The 17474-nt window shown below is 71.6% G+C and carries 18 protein-coding genes and 1 riboswitch; of the genes, 7 read left to right on the forward strand and 11 right to left on the reverse strand.

All coding sequences use genetic code 11. From position 1 onward, the window contains the following. Positions 1 to 16 precede the first annotated feature (16 nt). Genes ACLQ2S_RS06000 through ACLQ2S_RS06010 form a run of 3 tightly spaced genes read right to left on the reverse strand, consistent with a single transcriptional unit; the run spans position 17 to position 3501 of the window. Entirely contained in the window at positions 17 to 2266 is a 2250-nt protein-coding gene (locus tag ACLQ2S_RS06000) for a heavy metal translocating P-type ATPase (protein ID WP_425701285.1), read from the reverse strand. A gap of 11 nt (positions 2267 to 2277) precedes the next feature. After that, entirely contained in the window at positions 2278 to 3261 is a 984-nt protein-coding gene (locus ACLQ2S_RS06005; protein ID WP_155217501.1) for a hypothetical protein, read from the reverse strand. 30 nt (positions 3262 to 3291) lie between these two features. Continuing rightward, positions 3292 to 3501: a heavy-metal-associated domain-containing protein gene (locus tag ACLQ2S_RS06010; RefSeq protein WP_155217499.1), complete on the reverse strand. Its 210-nt coding sequence runs from the start codon at positions 3499 to 3501 to the stop codon at positions 3292 to 3294. Positions 3502 to 3612: 111 nt separating this feature from the next. On the opposite strand from ACLQ2S_RS06010, the gene ACLQ2S_RS06015 reads away from it, so the two are divergent. The 3 genes from ACLQ2S_RS06015 to ACLQ2S_RS06025 all read left to right on the forward strand — a co-directional run bounded on the left by ACLQ2S_RS06015 (position 3613) and on the right by ACLQ2S_RS06025 (position 6856). Next, entirely contained in the window at positions 3613 to 3909 is a 297-nt protein-coding gene (locus ACLQ2S_RS06015) for a metal-sensitive transcriptional regulator (protein ID WP_093408543.1), read from the forward strand. Positions 3910 to 4191: 282 nt separating this feature from the next. Then, positions 4192 to 5538, forward strand: coding sequence for a YibE/F family protein (locus ACLQ2S_RS06020; protein WP_155217497.1), 1347 nt, complete (start codon positions 4192 to 4194; stop codon positions 5536 to 5538). A 166-nt stretch (positions 5539 to 5704) separates the two neighbouring features. Beyond that, a riboswitch (cyclic di-AMP (ydaO/yuaA leader) is annotated at positions 5705 to 5835 on the forward strand. 4 nt (positions 5836 to 5839) lie between these two features. Continuing rightward, positions 5840 to 6856 (forward strand): coiled-coil domain-containing protein, encoded by a 1017-nt coding sequence (locus tag ACLQ2S_RS06025; RefSeq protein WP_425701286.1) that lies wholly within the window; start codon positions 5840 to 5842, stop codon positions 6854 to 6856. Positions 6857 to 6970: 114 nt separating this feature from the next. Here the strand turns inward: ACLQ2S_RS06025 and ACLQ2S_RS06030 are convergent, their stop codons facing one another. Then, the gene (locus tag ACLQ2S_RS06030; RefSeq protein ID WP_155217493.1) at positions 6971 to 7672 is read right to left on the reverse strand and encodes a carbonic anhydrase; all 702 of its coding nucleotides are present in this window, start codon (positions 7670 to 7672) and stop codon (positions 6971 to 6973) included. Positions 7673 to 7869: 197 nt separating this feature from the next. On the opposite strand from ACLQ2S_RS06030, the gene ACLQ2S_RS06035 reads away from it, so the two are divergent. The 3 genes from ACLQ2S_RS06035 to ACLQ2S_RS06045 all read left to right on the forward strand — a co-directional run bounded on the left by ACLQ2S_RS06035 (position 7870) and on the right by ACLQ2S_RS06045 (position 9695). Next, positions 7870 to 8205: a helix-turn-helix transcriptional regulator gene (locus ACLQ2S_RS06035; protein WP_425701287.1), complete on the forward strand. Its 336-nt coding sequence runs from the start codon at positions 7870 to 7872 to the stop codon at positions 8203 to 8205. A 92-nt stretch (positions 8206 to 8297) separates the two neighbouring features. Then, positions 8298 to 8684, forward strand: coding sequence for a hypothetical protein (locus ACLQ2S_RS06040; RefSeq protein ID WP_155217489.1), 387 nt, complete (start codon positions 8298 to 8300; stop codon positions 8682 to 8684). 222 nt (positions 8685 to 8906) lie between these two features. Then, positions 8907 to 9695, forward strand: coding sequence for a hypothetical protein (locus ACLQ2S_RS06045; protein WP_425701288.1), 789 nt, complete (start codon positions 8907 to 8909; stop codon positions 9693 to 9695). Between the two features lie 39 nt (positions 9696 to 9734). On the opposite strand, the gene ACLQ2S_RS06050 is transcribed toward ACLQ2S_RS06045, so the two are convergent. Further along, a complete protein-coding gene (locus tag ACLQ2S_RS06050) occupies positions 9735 to 10400 on the reverse strand; it encodes a dienelactone hydrolase family protein (protein ID WP_425701289.1) in 666 nt (221 codons plus the stop codon). 163 nt (positions 10401 to 10563) lie between these two features. Between ACLQ2S_RS06050 and ACLQ2S_RS06055 the strand changes: the two genes are divergently transcribed. Next, entirely contained in the window at positions 10564 to 10743 is a 180-nt protein-coding gene (locus ACLQ2S_RS06055; RefSeq protein WP_155217483.1) for a hypothetical protein, read from the forward strand. A gap of 18 nt (positions 10744 to 10761) precedes the next feature. Here the strand turns inward: ACLQ2S_RS06055 and ACLQ2S_RS06060 are convergent, their stop codons facing one another. The 6 genes from ACLQ2S_RS06060 to ACLQ2S_RS06085 form a co-directional block, all read right to left on the reverse strand. Next, entirely contained in the window at positions 10762 to 13137 is a 2376-nt protein-coding gene (locus ACLQ2S_RS06060) for a glycoside hydrolase family 65 protein (RefSeq protein WP_155217481.1), read from the reverse strand. Continuing rightward, a complete protein-coding gene (locus ACLQ2S_RS06065; RefSeq protein WP_155217480.1) occupies positions 13134 to 13886 on the reverse strand; it encodes an HAD family hydrolase in 753 nt (250 codons plus the stop codon). Before ACLQ2S_RS06065 ends, ACLQ2S_RS06060 begins: the two co-directional genes overlap by 4 nt. A gap of 133 nt (positions 13887 to 14019) precedes the next feature. Next, positions 14020 to 14601 carry a hypothetical protein gene (locus ACLQ2S_RS06070; protein ID WP_155217478.1) on the reverse strand — a complete coding sequence of 194 codons (582 nt, stop codon included), beginning with the start codon at positions 14599 to 14601 and terminating at the stop codon, positions 14020 to 14022. A 323-nt stretch (positions 14602 to 14924) separates the two neighbouring features. Next, complete coding sequence (locus tag ACLQ2S_RS06075; RefSeq protein WP_155217476.1) at positions 14925 to 15389, reverse strand: DUF4442 domain-containing protein; 465 nt, start codon at positions 15387 to 15389, stop codon at positions 14925 to 14927. Positions 15390 to 15414: 25 nt separating this feature from the next. Next, positions 15415 to 16080 carry a DUF5753 domain-containing protein gene (locus ACLQ2S_RS06080; RefSeq protein WP_425701290.1) on the reverse strand — a complete coding sequence of 222 codons (666 nt, stop codon included), beginning with the start codon at positions 16078 to 16080 and terminating at the stop codon, positions 15415 to 15417. A gap of 49 nt (positions 16081 to 16129) precedes the next feature. Then, entirely contained in the window at positions 16130 to 17434 is a 1305-nt protein-coding gene (locus ACLQ2S_RS06085; protein ID WP_309223175.1) for an ABC transporter ATP-binding protein, read from the reverse strand. Between the last annotated feature and the right edge of the window lie 40 nt (positions 17435 to 17474).

Below are 17474 nucleotides of genomic sequence, written 5' to 3' on the forward strand. Positions count from 1 at the left end.
GGCCAACCGGAAAAACTCAGGCGACCTGGCGAAACCGCCGCAGCCGCAGGCTGTTGGCCACCACGAACACCGACGAGAACGCCATCGCCGCACCGGCGATCATCGGGTTGAGCAGCCCGGCAGCCGCCAGCGGCAGGGCTGCCACGTTGTAGGCGAAGGCCCAGAACAGGTTGCCCTTGATGGTGCCGAGGGTGCTGCGGGCCAGCCGGATCGCGTCGACCGCAGCCAGCAGGTCGTCCCGGACGAGAGTCAGGTCGGACGCCTCGATCGCCACGTCGGTGCCGGTGCCCATCGCCAGGCCGAGATCGGCCTGGGCCAACGCGGCGGCGTCGTTGACCCCGTCGCCGACCATCGCCACCACCCGGCCCTCTCCCTGCAACCGGGCGACCACCTCGACCTTCTCCGTCGGCAGCACCTCCGCGATCACCTCGTCGACGCCGACCTCGGCGGCCACCGCGCGGGCGACCGTGGCGTTGTCACCGGTCAGCAGCACCGGCTTGAGTCCGAGGGCGCGCAGTCGCCGTACCGCCTCCGCGCTCGTCGGCTTCACCTGGTCGGCGACGGCGAGTACGCCACGGGCCCGACCGTCCCAACCGACCAGCACGGCCGTACGCCCCGCCGCCTCCGCGTCGACGGCCGCCCGCGCGACATCGTCCGGCACGACCAGACCTCGTTCGCGCAGCAGCCGGGCCCGGCCGAGCAGCACCTCCCGGCCGTCCACGGTGCCGACGACGCCCAGCCCGGCGACGTTGGCGAAGTCGGTGACCGGCGGCAGTTCGCCGATCTCGGCAGCACCGGCCACCACGGCGTGGGCGAGGGGATGCTCGGAGCCGTTCTCCAGGGCGGCGGCCAGCCGCAGCACCTCGTCGTGCTGCTCGCCCTGGGCGGGGGTCACCCCGATCAGGCTCATCCGTCCGGTGGTCACGGTGCCGGTCTTGTCCAGCACCACGGTGTCCACCCGCCTGGTGGACTCCAGTGCTTCGGGCCCCTTGATCAGGATGCCGAGCTGCGCGCCACGTCCGGTGCCGACCAGCAGCGCGGTCGGCGTGGCCAGGCCGAGGGCACACGGGCAGGCGATGATCAGCACCGCCACGGCGGCGGTGAACGCGGCGGCCGGGCCGGAACCGTTACCCAGCCACCAGCCCAGCGTGCCGACGGCCAGGGCGATCACGATCGGCACGAAGACCCCGGAGATGCGGTCGGCGAGCCGCTGGGCGGCGGCCTTGCCGCTCTGCGCCTGCTCGACCAGCCGGGCCATCTGGGCGAGTTGGGTGTCGGCACCCACCCGCGTCGCGGTGACCACCAGTCGGCCACCGGCGTTGACGCAACCACCGATCACGGCGTCGCCCGTGGCCACCTCGACCGGGACCGACTCCCCGGTGACCAGGCTGGCGTCGACCGCCGAGGAACCCTCCGCCACCGTCCCGTCGGTGGCGATCTTCTCGCCGGGCCGCACCACGAAGCGGTCCCCCACCGCGAGCTGGTCGACCGGAATCCGGGTCTCCACCCCGCCGCGCAGCACGGAGACGTCCCGGGCACCCAACTCCAGCAGGGCCCGCAGGGCCGACCCGGCGGTGCGCTTCGCCCGCGCCTCGAAGTAGCGCCCGGCGAGGATGAAGGTGGTCACCCCGGCGGCGGCCTCCAGGTAGATGTTGCCCGCGCCGTCGGTGCGACCGATGTCGAAGCTGAACGGGTGGGTCATCCCCGGGGTGCCGGCGGTGCCGAGGAACAACGCCCACACCGACCATCCCAGGGCGGCCAGCGTGCCCAGCGACACCAACGTGTCCATGGTCGCGGCACCGTGCCGCAGGTTGACCAGCGCGGCCCGGTGGAAGGGCAGCCCGCCGTAGACCACCACGGGGGCGGCCAACGTCAGCGAGAGCCACTGCCAGTAGGTGAACTGCCAGGCCGGCACCATGGCCAGCACGATCACCGGCACGCTCAGCGCCACCGACACCCACAGCCGGGTACGCAGGGCGGTCAGCGGGTCGGTCGGCTCGGCGGCGGCCGTCGGCGCGGCCGAGGTGGGCGGCGGCAGGGTGGCCCCGTAACCGGTCTTCTCGACCGTGGCGACGAGGTCGTCGGCGGTGACCGGGTCGGCGTAGGAGACGCTCGCCTTCTCGGTGGCGTAGTTGACGCTGGCCTGCACGCCGTCCATCCGGTTGAGCTTCTTCTCGATCCTGGAGGCGCAGGACGCGCAGGTCATCCCGCTGATGGCCAGCTCGATCCGGTGCGGCGCGGAGGTCAGGGGTCGGCTCGTGCTCATGGCTGGTCCCGTCAGTCGTGCCCGTGCCCGGGGCTGCCGTGCCCGTCCTCGGGCTCGGTGTCGTGCTCGGGCGCGGTGGTGGCGTGCTCGTCGGCCTCGGTGGTGGAGTCGCCCACGTGCACCGTGAACTCGGCGGTCCGCACCACGCCCCGGTGGCGGAAGTCGAGGTAGATCCGGTACGCCCCGGCCGAGGGGAACTCGGTGCCGAAGCTCACCTGCGGGCCGGGGGTGGTCCGCCCGTCTCCGGGGGTGCCCTCGGGGTGCACGTGCAGGTAGGCCAGGTCACCGCGGCGTAGCGCCACCAGGTGACCGTACGCGCCGAGGTACGGCTCCAGGTCGGTGACCGGTGCCCCGTCCCGGCTGACCGTCAACGTCAACGTCGCCTGACGTGCCGGTTGCGGAGTACCGGCCAGGGTGACGGTGTAGCCGTCGACGGTGACGCTGCTCGCCGGGGCGGGCAGCGGCCGTTCGACCAGCGCGCCGGGGACGGTCACGTCGACGCCGAGCGTCAACGGGACGCCGCCGGTCGGGGTGAAGTCGGCGAAGACGCGCCACGCACCGGGCGAGTCCAGCGGTGAGGCGATCCGCCAGGTGCCGTCGTCGGTCAGCTCGGGGTGGACGTGCCGGAAACCGGAGAGGTCGCGGCGGGCGACGATGAGGTGCATCCGCTTGTCGTGGGTGACGTCGTACCCGGTCACCGGACGGCCGTCGGGGCCGGTGATCCGGAACGCGAACTCGCCGGTCGGCGCACTGACCGGCACCAGGGTGAAGCCACGGTCGGAGACGAGCAGGCCGCCGGGCAGGTGCCCGGCCGCCTCCTCGCCGTGCCCGGTCGCTCCGTCGTCGCGGACGTCACCGCCATGGTCGGCGCTCTCGCTGTCGTGACCGGCTTCGGCCACGTTCACCGGGCCGGTCAGCTGCCCCACCCCGTACGTCGCGCCGAACACCGCTGTCAGGCCGAGTGCGAAGCCGATCAGCTTCGTCGCCGTGTTCATGGTTGACCCCTCGGTTCCGCCCGCCGGCCGTCAGGCTCCGGCCAACTCGTATCCGGCCTCGTCCACGGCGGCCCGCACCGCGTCGTCGGACAGCGGCTGGTCGCTGGTGACGGTGACCCGACCGGCGGCCAGGTCCACCTGGACGTCCTGCACTCCCTCGATCGCGCCGATCTCGGTGCTGACCGCGCTGACGCAGTGCCCGCAGGTCATGCCCTGCACCTGGTACGTCGTGCTGACCATGGAACTCTCCTCCACCTTCTCGGGCAGGCGAACGCCCACCCTGATACCCGTAGGGGGTATACAGCGGATCGACCGTACCATACCCCCCAGGGGTAGGTTATCCTTGCCGCCATGAGCACACCTGCGCCGATCCGTGGCTACACCGCCAGCAAGGACCAGCTCCTCGCCCGGCTGCGTCGGGTGGAGGGCCAGGTGCGCGGCATCGAGAAGATGGTCGACGAGGACCGCTACTGCATCGACGTGCTGACCCAGATCTCCGCCATCCAGGCCGCCCTGGACAAGGTCGCCCTCGGCCTGCTCGACGGGCACGCCCGGCACTGCATGCACGAGGGCGCCGCCGAGGGGCGTGCCGACGAGATGGCGACCGAGATGATGGCCGCCGTGGGCCGCCTGATGAAGCGCGGCTGACCCCGACCCGACTCACCGACGCACCCCTCGCGACCTGCGTCGGAATACCGGGCTGGTTACCATTCGCACACGATGGCCAGCCGAAATCCGCGCCTCGCGGCCCGAGGTCGCTGTCGGGCGTACGCCCGCACGGCTGCCACGACTCCACCGGCACCTCACGGTACGCAGCCACCCAGCCACGTTCAGGCCATCCCGGCTGCCCTACGGAATCTGTCGTCGGGCGGCACTGAACCGTCTCGCCCATCGACACGTACTCAGCCCTGAATCGTTGGGAGACAATGAATGGGCGCCGACCACACCCGTTCCGCGCCGCCCACCCCGCCCGGGGTGCGGCGGATACTCGTCGTGACGGTGGTCCCCCTCTTCCTGGCCACCCTGGTCGCCGCCCTCGTGCTCTGGCCCCGGGACGCACCCCGCCCCGAGGCCGCCGACGACACCCCCCGCTACCACGGCACGGTCACCCGGGTGGTCACCGAGCCCTGCCCGCCCAACCCGGCGGTGCCCGAGGGCACGCCGACCACCGCGGCAGGGCCCTGCGGCACGGTCACCGTACGGGTGCAGACCGGCCCGGACGCCGGCCAGGAGGTGCAGACGCCCATCCCGACCGGACCCGGAGCGCCCCGGATCGACGTCGACGACGACATCATCCTGGTCTCGCTGAGCGATCCGGAGGATCCCTCGGTCAGCAACTACAACATCGCCGAGCACCAACGCGGAAAGCCGCTGGTGTGGCTGGCCGTCCTCTTCGCCGCCGCCATCGTCGCCTTCGGGCGGCTGCGCGGGCTGGCGGCGCTGGGTGGTCTCGCCGCCAGCTTCGCCATCCTGTTGACCTTCGTGCTGCCCGGGATCAGCGCCGGTAGTCCGCCGCTCGTGGTCGCCATCGTCGGCGCCTCGTTGATCATGTTCGTGGTGCTGTACCTGACCCACGGCATATCCGCCCAGACCTCGGTGGCCGTGCTCGGCACGCTCGCCAGTCTGGTGCTCACCGGGCTGCTCGGGCTGGCCGCGACCGGGGCCACCCACCTGACCGGGTTCGGTAGCGAGGACGCCACCACCCTGTCCATGTTCCGCGCCGACGTCGACCTGCACGGCCTGCTGCTGGCCGGCATCATCATCGGCTCGCTGGGGGTGCTCGACGACGTCACGGTCACCCAGGCCGCCGCGGTCACCGAGCTGCGCCACGCCAACCCGAACTACACCCGCCGGGAGCTGTACCGCTCGGCCACCCGGGTCGGGCGCGCGCACATCGCCTCGGTGGTCAACACCATCGTGCTGGCGTACGCGGGCGCCTCGCTGCCGCTCCTGCTGCTGTTGACCGCCGACTCCCGCGCGCTGGGTCAGATCGTGACCAGCGAGTTCCTCACCACGGAGATCGTCCGCAGCGTGGTGGCCACCCTCGGCCTGATCGCCGCGGTGCCGCTGACCACCGCGCTGGCCGTGCTGGTCAGCACCGCCGGGCGCGGTGCGGCCGACACCGACTCCGACAAGCCCACCCCCGTGGTTCCCCGACCCGCGCCGGACCGGGCCGAAGCGCTACACGCCCTCAGCACCCCACCCACGCGAAACACGTCCCCCGCCACCCCCTCGGGGTGGCCCGACCCGGACAGGAGCACGGACACCAAATGGTGACACTCCTCAACGTGACCGTCCCGACCCGTAGGGCTCGAAACCGTGTCGCTGGTCACTCAACGCGATTACGAAATGACGCATCTCGTCGGGTTAGGGACGTAGAAGCACAGTCGGACGGTCGGGTAACCTCACTGCCGGTCACCGCCGAAGGCGCGCACCGGCGCCTGCGGTACCACCGCCCAATCGCCGTCAGGCGAGCCGGGGACCCAGGTACGTGGGGTGAATCCGCGAGAGCGGTAGGGGCCACTTCCGTCCCGAACCCGTCAGCTAACCCGGTCGGCGGTCGATGGAAGGGAAAACAGTGACGGCACCCCTACGCCGCTGGTTGACACCCGTGGTGGCCGTGCTCGCCGCGTTCGCCGTGTTCGCCGGTCCGATGCCGGCGACGGCCGCGCCGAACGACCCCAAACCGGCGGAGCACGACGACGATCCGCCGATGCTCAACGACCTGATCGAGGCGACCACCCGGGACTACTCCAAGGCCAAGGCGAAGCTGGAGAAATCCAAGAAGCGCCAGCTCAAGTTGGCGGTCGAGGTCCGCTCGGCGCAGGCCGACCTGGACGCGCTCGCCCCGCAGGTCGCCAAGATCGCCACTCAGTCGTACCGCACCGGCCGGGTCGGCGCGATCGCCATGCTGTTGCAGAGCACCGCACCGGACTCGTTCATCCACCGGGCCTCGGCGCTGGACGAGTTGAACCTCTTCAACGACAAGAAGCTGGGCGAGGTCAACGCGATCAAGCTCCGTGCCGAGCAGGCCAAGCTCGCGCTCGACGCCGAGGTGCGCGAGCAGAAGAAGCTGACCAACGACATGGCGCGCAAGAAGAGCGAGGCGGAGAAGTCGCTCCGGCTGGTCGGCGGTGTCGGCCTGACCGGCGGGCTGGTGGACGCCACCTCCCCGGTGGCCCGGGTCGCCCCGAACCGGGCCGCGGACGGCAGCTGGAAGCCCGAGTCGTGCAGCCAGAAGGACCCCACCACGTCGGGTTGCATCACGCCTCGGACGCTGCACATGTACAAGGAGGTCAAGCGGGCCGGATTCAACAGGTTCGTCGGCTGCTACCGCCCGGGGGACAAGTTCGAGCACCCCAAGGGCCGAGCCTGTGACTGGTCCCTGCAGAACAGCGGCTTCCGGCCGTGGCACAACAACGACACCCGGATCTACGGCAACAACCTGGCGGCCTTCCTGGTCCGCAACGCCGACCGGCTGGGCGTCTACTACGTGATCTGGAACCGGCAGATCTGGTTCGCGGCGACGGAGCGTTGGAGTTCCTACAGCGGCCCGTCCAACCACACCGACCACGTACACGTGTCACTGCTCTGACCGCTCGATCTCGACGCGACGAGGGCCGTTCCGCTGGCGGAACGGCCCTCGTCGTCAGGCATCAGGGTCAACGGGTCCGCCGGCGGTGTCACGCGGCGGCCCCGGCGGTCGCGGTCAGGGAACGGCTGCCACCGCCGCCTCGGCCAGCTCGGCCGGTTCCGCGGCCACCGTCCGCACCTCACCGGCGGCCAGCCGGTACGACATCCCGACCACCGCGCACCGCCCGGCGCCCACCTCCGCCGCGAGGGTCTCCGAGGAGGCCAGCATCGTCTCGACGGTCCGCGCGATGTGGATGTCCACGATCCCGTCCAGGTCGCGCACCCCGACCTCCCGTGCCCGGTGCAGGCTCGGCACCACCGCGTCGACCACGGCACCCAGGTGACCCGGGGGCGCGGTGGCGGTGGTCAGCGCGTCACAGGCCGCCCGGACGGCACCGCACGAGTCGTGCCCGAGCACCACCACCAGCGGCGTACGCAGCACCAGCACGGCGTACTCCACGCTGCCCAGCACCTCCGGCCCGACGGTGTGCCCGGCGGTGCGGACCACGAATAGGTCACCCAGTCCGCGATCGAAGATGATCTCGGCGGCGAGGCGGGAGTCGGAGCAGCCGACGATCACCGCGAAGGGGTGCTGTTCGTCCGCGACGGCGGCCCGCCGCCCGGCGTTCTGGTTCGGGTGCCACAGCGTGTCGGTGACGAACCGTCGGTTGCCGGCGAGCAGTTCGGCGAGGGCCTGCTGCGGGGCGCCGGGAAGATCTGCGGTGAGGAACTCGCGTTCCGGTCCGGGCTGTGGGCCGAGTGTTCCGGGTCGACTCATTCGGCTGCACCTCTTCACTGGGAGGAATGCCTGGTCATCCCGGGCCGACGCTGGTCACGGGCTGCTCTCACCGTCACACGCGGGGAGAACGTGCGTCAAGCTATACGTGATATGGATTTCATGCATTCGGGTAACCCTTGCGCACCGACCGGGTGCCACCACCAGCACGACAGAAAACGCGAATGGCAGGTCATACGATGGCGAGCATGGTGAGCACTGACGGCCGAGAAACAGCGCGAAACTGGACCTTCCTCACAAACCACGCGCATGTCCTGCTCGCCATCGCCCGCAACCCCACCGCCCGGCTGCGGGACGTCGCCACCGAGGTCGGCGTTACCGAGCGCGCCGCCCAGGCGATCGTCGCCGACCTTGAGGCCGGCGGCTATCTGCGCCGCACCCGGGTCGGCCGGCGCAACGAGTACACCCTCAACCCGGCCGGGCGGTTCCGTCACCCGGCCGAGGCCGACCGCCAGGTCGGCGACCTGCTGGCCCTCTTCACCGAGGTGGAGATGACCGGCACCGCCGACCGCTGAGCCGCCGTCCACACCGGACGAGTGGCGCGCCTCACCCGACCCCGCCCGATCGCGGCGCTGCGACGACGCCGAGGGCGGGATAGGTTGGGATGATGCCGTCGCCAGCGATCGCCCGTCCACTGTGGCCGGCGACGCTGCGCGCACTACGCGAGCTGACCCGGTTGGCGCTGGCCTCTCTCGTGCTCGCCGTCGGTCTCGGTGCCGCCGTCGCGGCCGATCCGGCGGCCCCTCCCGCCACCGTCCCGCCGCCGAACGCAGCGGTCGCGGTCGTCCCACCAGCCGGCCCGGTGGCGACGGTCCGGGCCGCCGCCCAGTCCGGCCCGGCGATCGACGCCGGTCACCAGCGACGGGAGCCGGCCCGCAACGCGCCGACCCGGCCCGCAGGCGACGCGGCCACGACGGCCGGTGCGGCCCAGGTCGAGCACATCTCCGCCGTACGCGCGGGCGAGCCGACCCGCCGTGGCCCACCCACCGGCTGACCCACGGCAGCCCCGACCGGCCGAACGAGCCGGTGACGTCGCCACCGGTCGCTCGCTGGTCAGCGGCCGACCGACCACGCCACGTCGCCGCCTCGGGCCGGTGAGCCCCGGACCATCCCGGCGATCCTGATCAGCCGGCCGGACGCACCTGCCGGACCACCGACCAGCCGTCACCGGCGTCCACCACAGTCGACGATCCATTCCGACCGCGAGGTGTTGATGATGCGTACCGCCCTCTCCACCGTTCTGCTCGACGCGCCCCGCGCCGCCGCCATCTGGCTCGGCCTGCTCGGCGTGGTGACCCTCGCCATCGCCGGCCTGCTGTTGCGCCCCCAGCTCTTCCGCTTCGACGCCGGTGCCCGCATCCGCGAGGCCGCGCTGCCGAGCCGGTCCGAACGCACCGAGCTACGACGCGACCAGGAACGCTGGGCCGAGGAGGTCGCTGTCGCCGCCAGCCGGGCCGAGGCCACGGCCCGGCACCGCCGCGAGGAGTGGCTGACCGCTCAGGACGAGGCCGAACAGTCCTGGCGGGCGTACGAGGCGGCGGAGGCGAACGTCCGTCGACTCGCCGACGCCGCCGCGATGCCATTGCCGCAGACCGACCGCACCCCCGCCGAGTACGCCGACCGTGAGCGCTGGCTGCACCGGGCCGCACTGGCCGCGTACTGGCGACGGGAGCTGTCGGTGGAGCAGCTCAGCGACGTCTTCGCGCACCGTGGCTGGGATCCCCGGCTGCATCCGGTCGAGCAGGAGTTGGTGCTGCGTCGCGCGGTACGCGACCACCTCTTCGCCCAGCAGCGGGCGGCCCGGGAACGGGAGCAGCTCGCCTGGCGAGCCGCGGAACTCGCCACCGCGGCGGCCCGCAGCCTGCGTGCGGAAGCCGCTCGCGCGCTGCTACCGGTGGTCGAGGAGCCCGATTCCGTCCTGCCGCTGACCGCGCCGGGTGCCGCCGAGCAGACCCGGGAGATCCCGGCGGTCGTCGTCGGTCGGGCACCGGCCGCCGCCTACTGAGGGATTTCCTACGCCCTAGGCGGCGGGCTGGGGGCTGCCCTAGGCGGCGGGCTGGGGGAGCAGGTGCTCGCGGAACCAGGCGACCGCCGCCTCGGCGACCTGGTCCAGGGTGCCCGGCTCCTCGAAGAGGTGCGTCGCACCGGGGATCACCCGCAGTTCGGCCTGGGACGTCAGCTTGCCGAGCGCCAGCTCGTTGAGGGTGATCACCTGCTCGTCGAGCCCGCCGACCAGGAGCAGTGTGGCGGCGCGTACCCGGCCCAACGCGTCCCCGGCCAGGTCCGGGCGACCGCCCCGGGACACCACCGCGCCCACCAGTTCCGGCCGTTGCGCCGCGGCGACCAGCGCGGCGGCGGCTCCCGTACTCGCGCCGAAGAGACCGATCGGGATCGCCCCGAACGGCCGCTCGGTGGCCAGCCAGTCCACGATCCCGGCGAGCCGGTCGGCCAGCAGCCCGATGTCGAAGCGCAGCTCGGCGGTGACCGCGTCCTTCTCCTCCTCGGCGGCGGTGAGCAGGTCCACCAGGACGGTGCCGATTCCACCACGATTCAACGTGCGGGCCACCGCGACGTTGCGTGGGCTGTGTCGGGAGCTGCCGCTGCCGTGCGCGAACAGCACCGCCCCGACCGGCTCGGCCGGTACCAGCAGGTCGGCCGGAAGCAGCACCCCTCCCGTCGGGATCGTCGCCGTCTCATCGCGTACGTCCATCTCGCCTCCCCACCGCCCGGCTCACCGGACCGGACTACCCGGACCGGTCAGCCGACACGCTCGGCCATCCGGAGGGTTTGTGGCCGGGAGTGCCGGGTAGCCGACCAGACGACCGCAGACGGACCGGCGTCACCGGCGCCGCCAGCAGATCGCGAGGACCGTCATGGCGCATCACCAGCGTGAGCCCGTGCAGACCGCCGCCGAACACAAGCGGCGGGAACAGGACGACCAGCACGGACGGGACTGGGCGGACGACGCGGCCGAGGCCCGTTCGGCCGACGATCCCCGGGCGAGGACGCCACACGACGCCACCGGCCGCCCCTCCCAGGGCGAGCCCATCTGACCCGGCGGCGCGACCGGGTCAGGCCCGGATCTCCGGCAGCCGGACCAGCGGTGCCCGGCCAGGTGCCTGCTCCGGCATCGGCAGATCGGTACGCGGCGGTGGGTTCGGCACGGTCACCGGCTCGTCGCAGACGACCCGCACCGCCTTGCCGTGGTGACGCAACTCGATCACCGCGTCCGGCTCGGCGTGGTGCAGGGCGTACGTCGTCTCGTGGTTGCGGACGTCGACCCGCAGCCGCATGCCGCACCACTGGAGCGAGAACGACAGGGCGTTGAGCCGGCTCGACAGGCACGGCGCGAAGGACAGCGTCCCGTCATGGTCCCGCAGGCCACCGAACCCGGCGACCAGCGCGATCCAGGCACCCGCGAGCGAGGCCATGTGCACCCCGTCGCGGGTGTTCTCGTTCAGGTCGTGCAGGTCCATCAACGCGGCCTCGCGCAGATAGGTGTGCGCCAGATCGGTGTAGCCGACCTCGGCCGCCAACACCGCCTGGGTGCAGGCCGACAGCGACGAGTCGCGCACGGTGCGCCGCTCGTAGTAGAGGAAGTTGCGCAGCTTCTCCTCGGCGGTGAAGGCGTCCCCCCGCCAGTGCATGGCCAGCACCAGATCGGCCTGCTTGATCACCTGCTTGCGGTACAGGTCGAAGTACGGGTAATGCAGCAGCATCGGGTACTTGTCGGGCGGGGTCTGCTCGAAGTCCCACTCCTGCAACCGGGTGAAGCCCTCCACCTGCTGGTGCACGCGGAGATCCTCGTCGTACGGGATGTGCATGGCTGCGGCGGCGTCCCGCCACGCGGCGGCCTCCTCGTCGGTGACCCGGAGGTGGAACGCCTCGTCGCGGTATCGCATCGCCACCTCGGCGGCGGCCCGCAGGTTCCGCTGGGCCATCAGGTTGGTGTAGACGTTGTCGTTCTTCACGGCGGTGTACTCGTCGGGGCCGGTCACCCCGTCGATGTGGTAGTTGCCGGCGCGGTCGTGGTGCCCCAACGAGCGCCACAGCCGGGCCGTCTCGACCAGCAACTCCAGCCCGATCTCCCGCTCCACTTCCCGGTCGCCGGTGGCCAGCACGTAGCGGCGCAACGCGTCGGCGATACCGGCCGCGACGTGGAACGCGGCGGTCCCCGCCGGCCAGTACCCCGAGGACTCCGGCCCCTCGATGGTCCGCCACGGGAAGGCGGCACCGGCCAGGTTCAGCGTCCGGGCCCGCTCCCGGGCCTGCTCCAACGTGGAGTGCCGCCAGTACAGCGCGTCCCGGACGGCGGCCGGATGGGTGTACGTCAACACCGGCAGGACGAACATCTCGGTGTCCCAGAAGGCGTGCCCGTCGTAGCCGGGTCCGGTGAGCCCCTTGGCGGAGATGGGCCGCCGCTCCGCCCGCGCACCCGCCTGGAGCACGTGGAACAGCCCGAACCGGACCGCCTGCTGCACCTCCGGATCCCCGTCGACCACGACGTCGGCGGCGTCCCAGAACTCGTCCAGGTATTCCCGCTGCTCACGGACCAGCCCGTCCCAGCCGTCCAGCTTCGCCGCGGCCAACGCGGCACCGACCTGGTCCCGCAGCGCCGGTAGCGACCGCCGACTCGACCAGCCGTAGGTCAGGTACTTGACCACCTGAAGCTTCTGGCCCGGCTCCAGCACACACGCCACGGTGGTACGCACCCAGTCCTCGTACCCCTCGGAGCCGACGGACGTCCGGGCGGGTGAGGTCACCTCGTGGTCCATGGCGGCGGCGACCCGCAGCCCGGAGACCTTGGTCTGGTGGATCAGCAGCCCGCCCGTGGCGGTGGTCAGCTCCTCCTCCGCCTGCAACGGCGACTCCAGCACGGCGGCGACGCGCGGATCACGGCTCTGCGGCGGCAACGTCTCGTTGGCCACCAACTCCGACTGGATGATCAGCCGCAGCGGCTTGCCGTCGGCCACCTCGACCTCGTAACGGATCGCGGCCACCGAACGTTGCCGGAAGGAGACCAGTCGGGTGCTGTTCATCCGGACCTCGCGCCCGGCCGGGGAGCGCCAGTGCAGCAACCGGTGCAGCGTGCCGGCCCGCATGTCGAGGGTCCGCTCGTGGGCGAGCACCTCGCCGTAGCGCACGTCGAGTGGCTCGTCGTCGACCATCAACCGGATGAGCTTGCCGTTGGTGACGTTGACGATGGTCTGACCGGACTCGGGGAAGCCGAAGCCCGCCTCGGCGTACGGCAGGGGTCGCAGCTCGTAGAACGAGTTGAGGTAGGTGCCGGGCAACCCGTGCGGCTCCCCCTCGTCCAGGTTGCCGCGCAACCCCACGTGCCCGTTGGACAGGGCGAACACCGACTCGGACTGGGCGAGCACGTCGATGTCCAGCCGGACCTCCCGGACGTGCCACGGATCGACCGGATACGCCCGCTCCCTGATCATTCGGGCCGTCCCGCGTCGAGCAGGTCGGCCAGATCGTCGACCACCACATCGGCACCGTGGGCGCGCAGCTCGTCGGCCTGCCCTGCCCGGTCCACCCCGATGACGTACCCGAAACCGCCGGCCCGACCGGCCTCGACCCCGGCCAACGCGTCCTCGACGACGGCAGCCTTCTCCGGTGGGACCCCGAGCAGCTTCGCCCCGGCGAGGAAGGTGTCCGGGTGCGGCTTGCCGCGCAGCCCCTCGGCTCGGGCGGTGAGGCCATCCACCCGCGCCTCCAACAGCGGCTCCAGCCCGGCGGCGGCGACCACCTCCCGGCCGTTTGCGCTGGCCGTGACGACCGCCCGACGCAGTCCCGCCGCCGCCACCGCCTTGAGGTAGGCCACCGAGCCCGGGTAGACGTCCACTCCGATGGTGCGGATCCGCTCCAGCACCAGGGCGTTCTTCTGGTTGCCGAGACCGTGCACGGTCTGGGCTCCCGGCGGGTCCTCCGGCGACCCCTCCGGCAGCGTGATGTCACGCGAGGCGAGGAAGCTGCGGATCCCGTCGAGACGAGGGCGGCCGTCGACGTAGCGGTGATAGTCCGGCCCCGGATCGAACGGCCGGTACGGCTCACCGGTGGCGGCCGATCGTCGGCGCAGGTAGTCGTCGAAGGTCTCGGTCCAAGCGGCGTTGTGCACCCGGGCGGTCTGCGTGAGCACACCGTCGAGGTCGAACAGCACTGCGGTCACGTGATCAGGCAGGCCGAGCATCGTATCAATCTATCCGCCGACACGTACCGGCAAACCACTTCCGCGAATACCGACGCGACAGGTCCACCCGGCGAGGTACGGGCGCCTCGCTCGTGCTGCCTGCCGGCGCGGGGTCGTGCGGCCTGCCAGCGGGTCAGAGTCCGGCGGCGGAGTCGTACCGGCGACGCAGGTCGGCCATCTCGGACGGCTCCAGCGCTTCCCGCTCCGCCAGTTGCGCGTACTTGGGCGGGAACATCTCGTGCAACCGGTCGATGAACCTGGTGTCCTCGGTCGCCTCCACCACCTCGATGCCGATCGGCTCGGTGGACATGTCCATGATCACCGGACCGGCGAGTTTGACCGCCCAGTCCCAGGTGCGGCCCTGCTCGGCGACTCCGCACAGGTGGAAGCCGTAGACCGTCTTCACCTCGTCCAGCACGGTGACCTCGGCCGGCTCGTAGCCGTAGACGTGGACTCCGCAGATGACCGGGGGCTTGACGTCCTCACCGTTGATCTGCTGGACCTCGTGCCCGGTGTGGTTGTGCTGCTCCGGGTCGGCCTGCTCCAGCGCGGCACGCATCCGGTTCATGATCTGCCCGCGCAGATCCGGCGGTCCCGACTTCGAGCCGGCCGTGTTGACCAGCACGACCGCACCGGCGGACACCAGCAGCACGATCGCCGCCGCCCACACGTAGCGGTGCCGGTACCAGCCCGTGAAACTCTCCCGGGAAATCATGATTGCTTCTCACCTCGTCGCCGGTTCGGTGCGTTGCGGATCGCTGGGACGCCTCCGGCGCGTCGACGGTCATCCGTCGCGGAACACGTGCCGGTTCACCTGCGACGAGACGCCTGCCCGGGAGGTGCGCTCGCCGATGTGGCGTGGAGCCGACGACGCGGCATGCGGCGCACCCCGAAGCGGCGCGCTGCCGGCACTGCGTGGCTCCCGTGCTCACCGGTCTCAGCGCGTTTGCCCCCACGCTGCGGCGATATGAGCCATTCCAGCACGCGTGGACCCGCCCCGGCAACATCGACGGTCCTCAGCAGCGGACCGGCGGCGGGTCAGTTCGGGCGCAGCGTCCAGATGACCGTCATCTCCGAGGTGGGCTTACCCGCCTCGGTGGCGATCTCCACGCGTACCGGAAACTCGGGTCGCTCACCGGCCTCCAACTCCGCGACCACCTCGGCGGGCGGTCGGCCGAGCCGCGCCGTCGCGCGCACCGCACCCATGGCGAGCTTGCGGTACGCGATCTCCGCCCGCACGGCCAGCGGCGTGGCCCGGTCGAGCAGGTGACCGAACGCGGCGAGCGCCACCGCGCCGGAGGCCGTCTCGCCGAGGGTGAACATGGCCCCGGCGTGCGGACCGCCGATGTGATTGTGGGTGGCCGGTGAGTCGGGCAGCCTGACCACTGCCCGGACGCCGCCCTCCGCCTCCGGGGCCACCTCGACGAACTCGACGCCGAGCGTGCGGGCGAACGGCACCGCATCGAGCATCCGAGCCGCCACCTGCCGCGAGTCGATGGTCATGCCCAGACGCTACGCGCCGGTAATGTCACCGGCAAGGCGCGATCGTGGCTGCACAGATGGTCGACACGCCGACGCCGGACCACCTGCCCTGCCGCTGTCCGGGGTCAGCGCCGGGTGGCGTACGCCAGGAAGGAGCGCCAGGTGTCGGGGGTGAAGGTGAGCGCTCTGCGATGGCGCCCCTCAACTGGTTGTCCAGGTAAGCCAGGTCATCGCCGTCAGTAGTTGTGGCGATCACGAAGGCGCCGTTGAGCCCGGGATAGGCGCCGACGCCCCGGGGCACCACGTGCAGGTGCACCCGGGTCCGGTTGCCCACCGTCACCAGGTGCCGCAACTGCTCCCGCATCACCTTCGGTCCGCCGACCGGGCGCTCCAGCACCGTGTAGTCGAGCACCGCCACCAGCAGCGGCGGGTTGGGCCGGTCGAGCACCTTCTGCCGGTCCAGCCGGGCCGCCAGCGGTTGCTCCACCTGGTCACCGACGAGGTGACTCGCGCCCTCGTAGAGCGCGCGGGCGTACTCCTCGGTCTGGAGCAGGCCGGGGACCACCAGCGGCTGGAAGCTGCACAGCGCGGTCGCCTCCTGCTCGATCGTCACCCACTCCCGGAACCACGGCATCAGGCTCTCCTTGAGGCCGATGTGGTGCTGCCGGGCCTGCGGCCAGCCGTGGCCCTGCTCGCTGGCCCGCGATAACAAGGGGCCCTTCCTCTACCGGAGGAGTTAGCAGGGGGCCCTTCCTTGCACCTCAGCGCCAGCCGACGTCGATGCGGTCGCCGCGCTCGTCGAAGAAGTGCAGGGCGTCCATGCGCACCTGGACCGCGAGCGGGTGACCGGCGGTGACGGCGGGATACGGCGCGAGGCGCACCGCCAGTTCGGCCGGGCGGCGGTGGTGGCGACCCGGATCGTTCAGCACGCTGGTGCGGTTGCCGTTTCCGCCGGTCGTCGTCGACTCGTTGACGGCACGCCCCTTGATGCGTTGCATCATCTGGCCGAACCGGCGCAGGCCACGCTGACCGGGCTGGGTCTCCGCGTCCACCGGTGCGCCGATGTCGTCCACCATGATGGCGGTGGCCCCGATGTCGAGGAAGGCCAACGACTCGTGGCCGTGGTGTTCCAGGTAGCGGATCCGGCCCTGGAGCACGTCGCCGGGGGTGTCCGGGGCGACCGGGGTGAGCGCCTCGGCCCGCATCCCGACCACGATCCGCTCACCGTGGTAGTGCGCCACGGCCCGGCTGCGGATGTCGTCCCACGGCAGGTAGAGCGCCTGTTCACCGAGGGTGAGGGTGACATAGCGGTCGAGGTGGACGTAGACCGACGCCTCCAGCAGGTTCATCCGGGGGCTGCCCAGGAACGCGGCCACGTAGAGCGTGGCCGGTCGGCCGTACACCTGGGTGGGGGTGCCCACGTCCTGGAGGACACCCTTGCGCATGATGGCGACCCGGTCGGCCATGGTCAGCGCCTCGGCCTGGTCGTGCGTGACGTAGATGGTGGTGACGCCCAGCTCGCGGGTCAGGCCGGAGATCTCGGCGCGCAGTTCGGCACGCAGCCCGCTGTCCAGGTTGGACAGCGGCTCGTCCATCAGGAACAACCCGGGCCGACGGACGATCGCCCGACCCATCGCGACCCGCTGCCGCTGCCCGCCGGAGAGCTGGCTGGGCCGTCGGGCCAGCACGTCACCGATGCCCAGCGCGCTGGCCACGTCGGTGACCCGCTCGCCGCGCGGCACCGGCTCGACGCCGGCCAGCTTGAGCGGGAAGGCGATGTTGTCGTTGACGCTCATGTGCGGGTAGAGCGCGAAGTCCTGGAAGACCATCGCGACCCTCCGCTCCCGGGGCGGCAGGTCGTTGGCCAACGCCCCGTTGAGCATGACGGCACCGGAGGTCGGGGTCTCCAGGCCCGCGACCATTCTCAGCACGGTCGACTTGCCGCAGCCGGACGGCCCGAGCAACACCATGAACTCACCGTCGTTCACGTCGAGGTTGACGCTGTCGACCGCGACCGTGCCGTCCCGGAAGACCTTGGTGACATCCTTGAGCGCGACGGTGGTCACCGTCTCCTCCCCACCTTCGTTCCACGAAGCCCCGAATGAC

Source organism: Micromonospora sp. DT48 (assembly GCF_049844495.1).
In the GTDB taxonomy this organism is placed as follows: domain Bacteria; phylum Actinomycetota; class Actinomycetes; order Mycobacteriales; family Micromonosporaceae; genus Micromonospora.

Coding starts and splice junctions, on each gene's coding strand:
- ACLQ2S_RS06060 (WP_155217481.1), bottom strand. CDS start 13,137: ATGATCAGGGAGCGGGCGTATCCGGTCGATCCGTGGCACGTCCGGGAG.
- ACLQ2S_RS06000 (WP_425701285.1), bottom strand. CDS start 2,266: ATGAGCACGAGCCGACCCCTGACCTCCGCGCCGCACCGGATCGAGCTG.
- ACLQ2S_RS06030 (WP_155217493.1), bottom strand. CDS start 7,672: ATGAGTCGACCCGGAACACTCGGCCCACAGCCCGGACCGGAACGCGAG.
- ACLQ2S_RS06075 (WP_155217476.1), bottom strand. CDS start 15,389: ATGACCATCGACTCGCGGCAGGTGGCGGCTCGGATGCTCGATGCGGTG.
- ACLQ2S_RS06015 (WP_093408543.1), top strand. CDS start 3,613: ATGAGCACACCTGCGCCGATCCGTGGCTACACCGCCAGCAAGGACCAG.
- ACLQ2S_RS06020 (WP_155217497.1), top strand. CDS start 4,192: ATGGGCGCCGACCACACCCGTTCCGCGCCGCCCACCCCGCCCGGGGTG.
- ACLQ2S_RS06045 (WP_425701288.1), top strand. CDS start 8,907: ATGCGTACCGCCCTCTCCACCGTTCTGCTCGACGCGCCCCGCGCCGCC.
- ACLQ2S_RS06070 (WP_155217478.1), bottom strand. CDS start 14,601: ATGATTTCCCGGGAGAGTTTCACGGGCTGGTACCGGCACCGCTACGTG.
- ACLQ2S_RS06055 (WP_155217483.1), top strand. CDS start 10,564: ATGGCGCATCACCAGCGTGAGCCCGTGCAGACCGCCGCCGAACACAAG.
- ACLQ2S_RS06010 (WP_155217499.1), bottom strand. CDS start 3,501: ATGGTCAGCACGACGTACCAGGTGCAGGGCATGACCTGCGGGCACTGC.
- ACLQ2S_RS06065 (WP_155217480.1), bottom strand. CDS start 13,886: ATGCTCGGCCTGCCTGATCACGTGACCGCAGTGCTGTTCGACCTCGAC.
- ACLQ2S_RS06005 (WP_155217501.1), bottom strand. CDS start 3,261: ATGAACACGGCGACGAAGCTGATCGGCTTCGCACTCGGCCTGACAGCG.
- ACLQ2S_RS06050 (WP_425701289.1), bottom strand. CDS start 10,400: ATGGACGTACGCGATGAGACGGCGACGATCCCGACGGGAGGGGTGCTG.
- ACLQ2S_RS06035 (WP_425701287.1), top strand. CDS start 7,870: ATGGCGAGCATGGTGAGCACTGACGGCCGAGAAACAGCGCGAAACTGG.
- ACLQ2S_RS06040 (WP_155217489.1), top strand. CDS start 8,298: ATGCCGTCGCCAGCGATCGCCCGTCCACTGTGGCCGGCGACGCTGCGC.